Source organism: Ligilactobacillus sp. (assembly GCF_036846325.1).
Lineage (GTDB): Bacteria > Bacillota > Bacilli > Lactobacillales > Lactobacillaceae > Ligilactobacillus.
On sequence record NZ_DAIUCE010000001.1, the window covers coordinates 17516 to 24410 of the forward strand.

Annotated in this window: 7 protein-coding genes; 5 read left to right on the forward strand and 2 right to left on the reverse strand. The window is 44.2% G+C overall.

The window, feature by feature from the left end; translation table 11 throughout:
- A partial coding sequence (locus V7Z60_RS00090) for a septation ring formation regulator EzrA (protein WP_334115391.1) occupies positions 1–878 on the reverse strand: 878 nt, incomplete at its 3' end.
- A gap of 107 nt (positions 879–985) precedes the next feature.
- Here V7Z60_RS00090 and V7Z60_RS00095 point away from each other — a divergent pair.
- From V7Z60_RS00095 to V7Z60_RS00105, 3 genes are all read left to right on the forward strand, one after another.
- Entirely contained in the window at positions 986–1444 is a 459-nt protein-coding gene (locus V7Z60_RS00095) for a GAF domain-containing protein (protein WP_003694423.1), read from the forward strand.
- Positions 1445–1645: 201 nt separating this feature from the next.
- Entirely contained in the window at positions 1646–2254 is a 609-nt protein-coding gene (gene rpsD / locus V7Z60_RS00100) for a 30S ribosomal protein S4 (protein WP_003694425.1), read from the forward strand.
- 112 nt (positions 2255–2366) lie between these two features.
- On the forward strand, positions 2367–2813 hold the full coding sequence (locus tag V7Z60_RS00105) for a YueI family protein (protein ID WP_334115392.1): 447 nt from the start codon (positions 2367–2369) through the stop codon (positions 2811–2813).
- 30 nt (positions 2814–2843) lie between these two features.
- Here the strand turns inward: V7Z60_RS00105 and V7Z60_RS00110 are convergent, their stop codons facing one another.
- Entirely contained in the window at positions 2844–4901 is a 2058-nt protein-coding gene (locus V7Z60_RS00110; protein ID WP_334115393.1) for a bifunctional glutamate--cysteine ligase/glutathione synthetase, read from the reverse strand.
- Positions 4902–5022: 121 nt separating this feature from the next.
- Here V7Z60_RS00110 and V7Z60_RS00115 point away from each other — a divergent pair, with 121 nt between their 5' ends.
- Positions 5023–6297: a replication-associated recombination protein A gene (locus V7Z60_RS00115; protein ID WP_334115394.1), complete on the forward strand. Its 1275-nt coding sequence runs from the start codon at positions 5023–5025 to the stop codon at positions 6295–6297.
- A 283-nt stretch (positions 6298–6580) separates the two neighbouring features.
- A complete protein-coding gene (locus V7Z60_RS00125) occupies positions 6581–6874 on the forward strand; it encodes a hypothetical protein (RefSeq protein WP_334115395.1) in 294 nt (97 codons plus the stop codon).
- The last annotated feature ends 21 nt before the right edge of the window (positions 6875–6895 follow it).

Sequence of the window (6895 nt, forward strand, 5' to 3'; positions counted from 1 at the left end):
AATTTTTCGATATTGTCATAAATCTTGTTGTCGAGTGATTCACAATTTTCAACTTCGATTTTTGCAAGTTCCTCATCAAGTCGTTTTATCTGGTCGTCCGTATCAGAAATAATCTTTTCAGGATCAAATTCAAACCCATAGCGTTCTTTTTTCATCTTCTTGACGGCTTCCCTGATTTCTGTCATCTGTTCCGGATAAACGTTCTTGTAGTTCTTGTAGATTGGCGGAATTTTATCAAGAGCTGTTTCAAGAACGCACGTTTTTTGCCGAAGTTCCGTGAGAATTTCATCCGTTTTCTTCAAATCGCCCGTTTCAAGCACCTTCATATAGTCTTCAAAAAGACTCTCAAGATTTTGCATACTTGATTCCAGTGCATCAATGCTTTGACCATACGAAAAATTCTTTGTCAGCAAAATCTTTCTGATTCGCTGGTATTTGTCCCTAAGTTCCGTGACGGCCTCCTGATGACTTTCGGCCTGTTTTTTAATTCGTGAAACCTTTGCCGACAGTTCGCGATACTGAGAAATTGCGTCCGTGGTTTTTTTCCTGGTCGTTTCAAGCCCCGTTTTAGCCAAGAAAACATGATATCCTTCAAGCTGCTCGTCAATTTCATCCAATTCCTCGATGATTTCCGGCAAACGACGATTCATCAGATAATGGTATGATTTGTCCATGTTTTCAACTTCTGTCAGACTGTCGCCCGAAAGAGTCATCCGGCTGAGATTGGCAAAATCAGCATCCAGTGATGCTTTTTCAATGCCTTCAACTTGATTTCTTATTTCTTCTGCCCGCGTCTTGTATCGTCGCTTGAAAATCACTGCTGCAGCGTAAAGCACCACTGCCAGGGAAATGATTATCGTTAAAATCGCCATCATCATGTAAATTCCGCCCCTTACTTTCCAACCATCGAATTTGCATTTAAATACAATTGCTTATATTATAACATAGGATACATAAAAAATAACCGCTTGGAGGCCTTATAATTATGACCGATAATTTGTTGTCGAAACAACTTGACGCGCTTTTGTTCAACGAGCATAACCCCGTTTCCAATCTGGCAAATGCGTCTGCACTCCTGTACAGTAGCTTAAAAGACATCAATTGGGCCGGTTTTTACCTTTATGACGAACAAACCGATTCATTAGATCTTGGACCGTTTCAAGGGAAAGTTGCCTGTATGCACATTAAAAACGGCACCGGTGTCTGCGGCACTGCATTTTCACAAAGAAAAGCCCTGCGCGTCGCAAACGTCCACGAATTTCCGGGACACATCGCATGCGACTCTGCCTCAAATTCTGAGATCGTCATTCCTTTGATCAAAGACAATCAAATGATCGGTGTGCTTGACATCGATTCGCCTTCAAAAAATCGTTTCAGCAAAGAAGACGAAAAGGCACTTTCCGAATTTGTCGAAGTCTTGCTTAAAAACACAAAATGGTCTTGACACAAAAGATTCAATCTGATACGATGTCAGTTGTGTAAAATAATGCAGCAGCGAGCGGTAAGAACGTCAACATTTCATTGCCGTTTCGGTTCGTATGAGTACCCCTTCGGCTGCAAGGGTGAAAATCGCAAAATGAAATGCACGAATACTAAACTCGCACGGATTATTTTACTCCAAATTATTTAATTGGAGGAATTTTAAATGTCTCGTTATACAGGTCCTTCCTGGAAGGTTTCACGTCGTTTGGGCATCTCCCTTTCAGGCACAGGCAAAGAATTAGCACGTCGTCCTTACGCACCAGGTCAACACGGTCAAAACAACCGTCGCAAGCTTTCCGAATATGGTTTGCAATTGCGTGAAAAGCAAAAGCTTCGCATGACATACGGTTTGTCAGAACGTCAATTTGCCAACCTTTTCGTTAAGGCCGGCAAGATCCGCGAAGGCAAGCACGGTGACAACTTCATGATTCTCTTGGAACGTCGCCTTGACAACGTTGTTTACCGTCTTGGCTTGGCTACGACACGTCGTCAAGCCCGCCAATTGGTAAATCACGGTCACATTACGGTTGACGGCAAGCGCGTTGACATCCCGTCATACGAAGTAAAGCCCGGCCAGGTTATTTCCTTGCGTGAACGTTCAAAGAACCTTCAAGTCGTTAAGGATGCCCTGGAAGCAGTTGTCGGTCGTGCACCATTCGTTTCATTCGACGAAAACAAGATGGAAGGCTCATTGGTACGTCTTCCTGAACGTGAAGAACTCGATGCAAACATCGATGAAGCTCTTGTCGTTGAATACTACAACAAGCTTTAATTTTCAAAGTGAATTTGTTGAAACGGTCCCCCTCGTGGAGACCGTTTTTTGTTGTCCGAATTATCTTCTCAATGTTACAATTTAGAATGAACACAGGAAAGAAGGTTGAACAATGTCTGATGAACTACAGAACCATATGAACAAGGGAATGTATGGAACACCCCAGATTAATCCTGACGAACGTCGCAAATACCTTGGAACCTTTCGCGAAAGAGTCGATGTCACCATCACGTTTGAAGAATTGAACGATCCGGAAAGTCTGCTTGATTTGTCACAGGAAATGTTGATTCACCCGGACTTCCGCCTGATTATCAACGGTCAGGTCGATGCGGCTGCCCTTTCCAAGCTGGTCAGGCTTGCAAATGATCACGGCATTGATTTCACTGCAACGTCCGATCGCAGCCTTCCTAATGCCTCAACCAATCTTGCGGTTGTTTTTTGCGACAAGACTCAAGCTATCCATAAGGAAAAAATCGATATTTTTGAGTGCTACCCCAAGAAAACGGAGAATTCGTCTCAGCCCAGACGTCGTTCTCTCCTGGACAGACTTTTCGGCTAAAAAAAGCTCCGGCAATGTCCGGAGCTTTTTTTACTGCATCATAACGATTTTTTTCGCGATATTCTGCTTTCCGGTCAAGAGCACGTTTTCATGCATCGAGAGCTTCGGAACTGCATGAGCATTCAGGAAGATCAATGACTCCGGATGGTCGGCGTCATATCCTTGATAGATATTTGGAATCACGATGTCAAGCGCTCCGTCATGAAGCCTCAACGCCTTGGCCAAACGGCAAAGCTCATCCAGATAGCTTGAATCAATTTCATCGAGAACTTCCAGGCTGCGGTCGCCGGTCCCGCTTGTTGCATCATAGCGAAGCAGGACTTCATTTCCGCGTCCTGGTATCGTCTCAAGCGTCACCCCCTGAACATCCATCGTTTCCTTTTCGGAAGGTCCGATGACGATTTGATTTGTCTTGTCAGACAAATTTTTGCCATCAATCAGTTGTCTGATTGTTCTTCTTCCGTCACCGACGACTCCCGCAGGCAAGCGTTCAATCACGCTTAAAATTTGATCCTGGAAAAATAATGCCCGATAAACTGATCCTGGGACCACCAGTTCAATCATCGCTTTTTTACCATCGAAAATGATGCGGGAAACCGCACCCCATAACACTTCTTTAGTCGGAGCCAGCCTGAACAAAGATGCTTTTTCATCTGAAGGTCCTTCAGCATTTTTGACTGAAACTGCCATGCCCTTGATGCGGGGAAAAATCTCATCAAAATCTCTGCGATTGCCGATGACATAGTCAGACAAAACGATGAAACCAAATTGTTCAACGAATTGCTTGGCAACAGATTTCTTATCCCATATTTCCTTCATCAGCGCGCTGTCTGAACTTGTCTGAATTCCGCTTTTAATCATTCTGGATCCGATTTGCACGATATTTGCTTCAGGAATCACGGGCTGATATGAAATCCCGTTTAAGATTGCCTCTTCAATCAGACGAACGCTTCCGTCATCAAATCCAGTGTCTAAAATCTCAGTTTGATTTTCCTGCATCAGATCTCTGCCGTAATCAAACAAACTCTTGCTTCCTTGCAATCTGAGGAGTTTGGCGGACGGCGTATTTTCCGGTTCTTCAATTCTCAGTTTCAAAGCATCGGAAACGCTTTGCATCCTTGCAAAGCCTAATTTTTCTCCAAAGCGCAGAAGATCCTGCATAAACAAACGGGCCTTCATAACCACGTCAGATTTGGCATATGGACTTTCTTCTGCCACGCTGAGACTGAAACTTCTTGCATCGCTTAAAGTGCCTGTCTCAGTGTTTTCCGTCATCAAAAAATAACCTGCCATAAGCTCCAACGTTGAAATCATGAGCGGAGTCACTCCAAAAATGCTGCGCGGATCATAATCGACTGCTTCAATTTGCAGGTAATGAACTCCCTTTTCTTCCATTTCACTTAAATCTGCATAGTTTCCGTTCGGCATGATTCCGTCCGGATTCGTCCGGTCGGATGTTTTCAGATATTTTTTGAGATTCAGATAATTCAAACTTTCCGCCTGTTTTTGAACAACGGGATTTATAATGTTTGCAGCTGAACGTTTCGGCGAACTCTTTCCCTCGCCTTCGCCTGCTGCAAAATCATACGGTGTTGCCCCGAAAAGATATTCCAGAAACCACCGCTTTGCAACAAAACCGCGTAAAACTTTCATATAGACCTGGTTTCTGAAGGTCATATAGGAAATTTCGCTTCGCTTAAATTCTGATTCATAAAGCTCCTTGAACAACCCTTCCGGAAAACGCAGAAGAATTTTAGGCTTAAGTCCTGCGTCTTTTTTAATTCCGCAGGAAAAAGGCCACAGATAAGCATCGTCTCCGATTACTTTTCTCAACGTATGTTCCTGAAGCTTCATGTCGAAGAAAAGTTTTGATGCAGAAAGCCATGAACGAGTGGTCAGCTCGACCGTTCCCTTCGAAACTTTCAGATAAGGGTTGTCCTTTTGTCCAAGTTCTGCATTTCCAAGCGACCCGTCTCTTCTGACGACCTGACGCGGCCTTGAAACCTTCCATGCAATATTAAACAAAGCCCCTGTCATTTCCTCTTTTTCAATTACATTTCCGATTTCGTCAAATTTCACGATTCTCATCCTTTGCAAAAATTGTTATCTATATTATACCAAAACATGCAGCTTTCATCATCATCATGTCCTTTTGAGTTGTATTTCGAACAGGCGTTGGCGTAAAATATAACCATAAGGAAGTGATCAGATGAAACCACTCGCATTTCGCATGCGTCCGAAAGACATTGACGAAATCGTCGGACAACGTCATCTTGTCGGAAAAGGCAAGATCATTCGCCGAATGGTTCAGGCAAAACTTTTATCATCAATGATTCTTTACGGTCCCCCCGGAACAGGCAAAACCAGCATTGCAAGTGCGATTGCCGGTTCGACGAAATATGCCTTCCGTATTTTAAATGCAGCGACCGACTCCAAAAAGGAGCTTGAACAGGTCGCATTGGAGGCCAAAATGAGCGGGACGGTCATTTTGATGCTTGATGAGATTCATCGCCTGACCAAGCCTAAACAGGATTTTCTGCTGCCATTGCTTGAAAGCGGCAGAATCATTTTAATCGGTGCAACAACCGAAAATCCTTACATCTCCATCAATCCTGCCATTCGCAGCAGGACTCAGATTTTTGAAGTCAAGAAACTTTCGGAAGAAGACATTAAAACTGCCATCAACCGAGCCCTTCAGGACGATGAGAACGGACTGGGTAAACAGCATGTCGTCCTGGACGATGATGCCATGCTTCACTTGGCGCGGGCGACAAACGGCGATCTGCGAAGCGCTTTGAACGGACTCGAATTAGCCGTAATGTCAACACCGGAAGATGAAGACAATCATATTCATGTCACGCTTGAAATCATTGAGGAATGCATTCAGAAAAAGGCTTTGACCCATGATAAGGACGGTGATGCGCATTATGACGTGATTTCTGCATTTCAAAAATCGATTCGCGGTTCCGATACGAATGCGGCCTTGCATTACATGGCTCGACTGCTTGAAGCTGGCGACCTGATCAGCGTCATGCGCAGATTGCTGACCATTGCATATGAAGATATCGGACTTGCCAACCCCCCTGCCTGTTCAAGAACCGTTTCCGCAGTGATCGCAGCTGAGCGACTCGGTCTGCCTGAAGCACGAATTCCCCTGGCTGATGCCGTGATTGAGCTTTGCATTTCGCCAAAGTCAAACTCAGGAATCCAGGCAGTTGATGCTGCACTTGACGATATCAGAAAAGGATACGGAGGCGAGATTCCAAATCACTTGAAAGATGCCCACTATAAGGGAGCTGAAAAACTCGGCCACGGGACGAGTTACAAGTATCCGCATGACTATCCGCATGACTGGGTCAGACAACAATACCTTCCCGATTCCCTGCTTGACCGCACCTACTACGTTCCAAAGGAAAACGGTCGTTACGAACAGGCTTTGAAACAACAATATTCGGCTTTGCAAAATTCCAGATGGCACAAGTGATTTGTAATTATTCAAAACCTATGCTAAGATGAAGTTGGAATTCTGAAGTGTACGTGTCGTCCTATCGTATGGTTGACCGAACAACTGATATATTTGTGACCGGATCTCGAGGCGGCTGGCAGACCATTTCACGTGGCGTCCAAAAAACCTCGGTATGGACACTCTCTCCTGCATAAACGCGGGTTCAACTACAGGGACTGCCAACGGCACCATCGGATTTTCACCGGCCAAAGTTTTTGCTTTGGCCCTTTTTTAGACAAAGATTTAACTGAGGAACTTTACAATGCAAAATATAGCAACGGCTTTATTCATCGGCCTTGGCTTAATCGTCGTTTTTTTAGGTTGGTACGTTTTCAGCCACAGAAACAAGCCCGTCATCATTTTCCATCCGGAAAACGATCGATCACTTTCAAAAATCATGTCTGTTTTGGGAATCATCCTGATTATCTGCGGAAGCTTGAGCATTATTTCAGCTTTTACCACGCTTATGATTTTAAAGATCATTCTCTTGATCTGTGATGCCGTTTTTGTTTCAAGCCTTTCGTTCTTGATGCTTGCGTACTCAATCGGAAACTGATACCTACAGTCGTTTTTGTTC

Bases quoted from the DNA above. Each gene is read 5' to 3' on its own strand.
- V7Z60_RS00095 (WP_003694423.1), top strand. From the start codon at position 986: ATGACCGATAATTTGTTGTCGAAACAACTTGACGCGCTTTTGTTCAAC.
- rpsD (WP_003694425.1), top strand. From the start codon at position 1,646: ATGTCTCGTTATACAGGTCCTTCCTGGAAGGTTTCACGTCGTTTGGGC.
- V7Z60_RS00105 (WP_334115392.1), top strand. From the start codon at position 2,367: ATGTCTGATGAACTACAGAACCATATGAACAAGGGAATGTATGGAACA.
- V7Z60_RS00110 (WP_334115393.1), bottom strand. From the start codon at position 4,901: ATGAGAATCGTGAAATTTGACGAAATCGGAAATGTAATTGAAAAAGAG.
- V7Z60_RS00115 (WP_334115394.1), top strand. From the start codon at position 5,023: ATGAAACCACTCGCATTTCGCATGCGTCCGAAAGACATTGACGAAATC.
- V7Z60_RS00125 (WP_334115395.1), top strand. From the start codon at position 6,581: ATGCAAAATATAGCAACGGCTTTATTCATCGGCCTTGGCTTAATCGTC.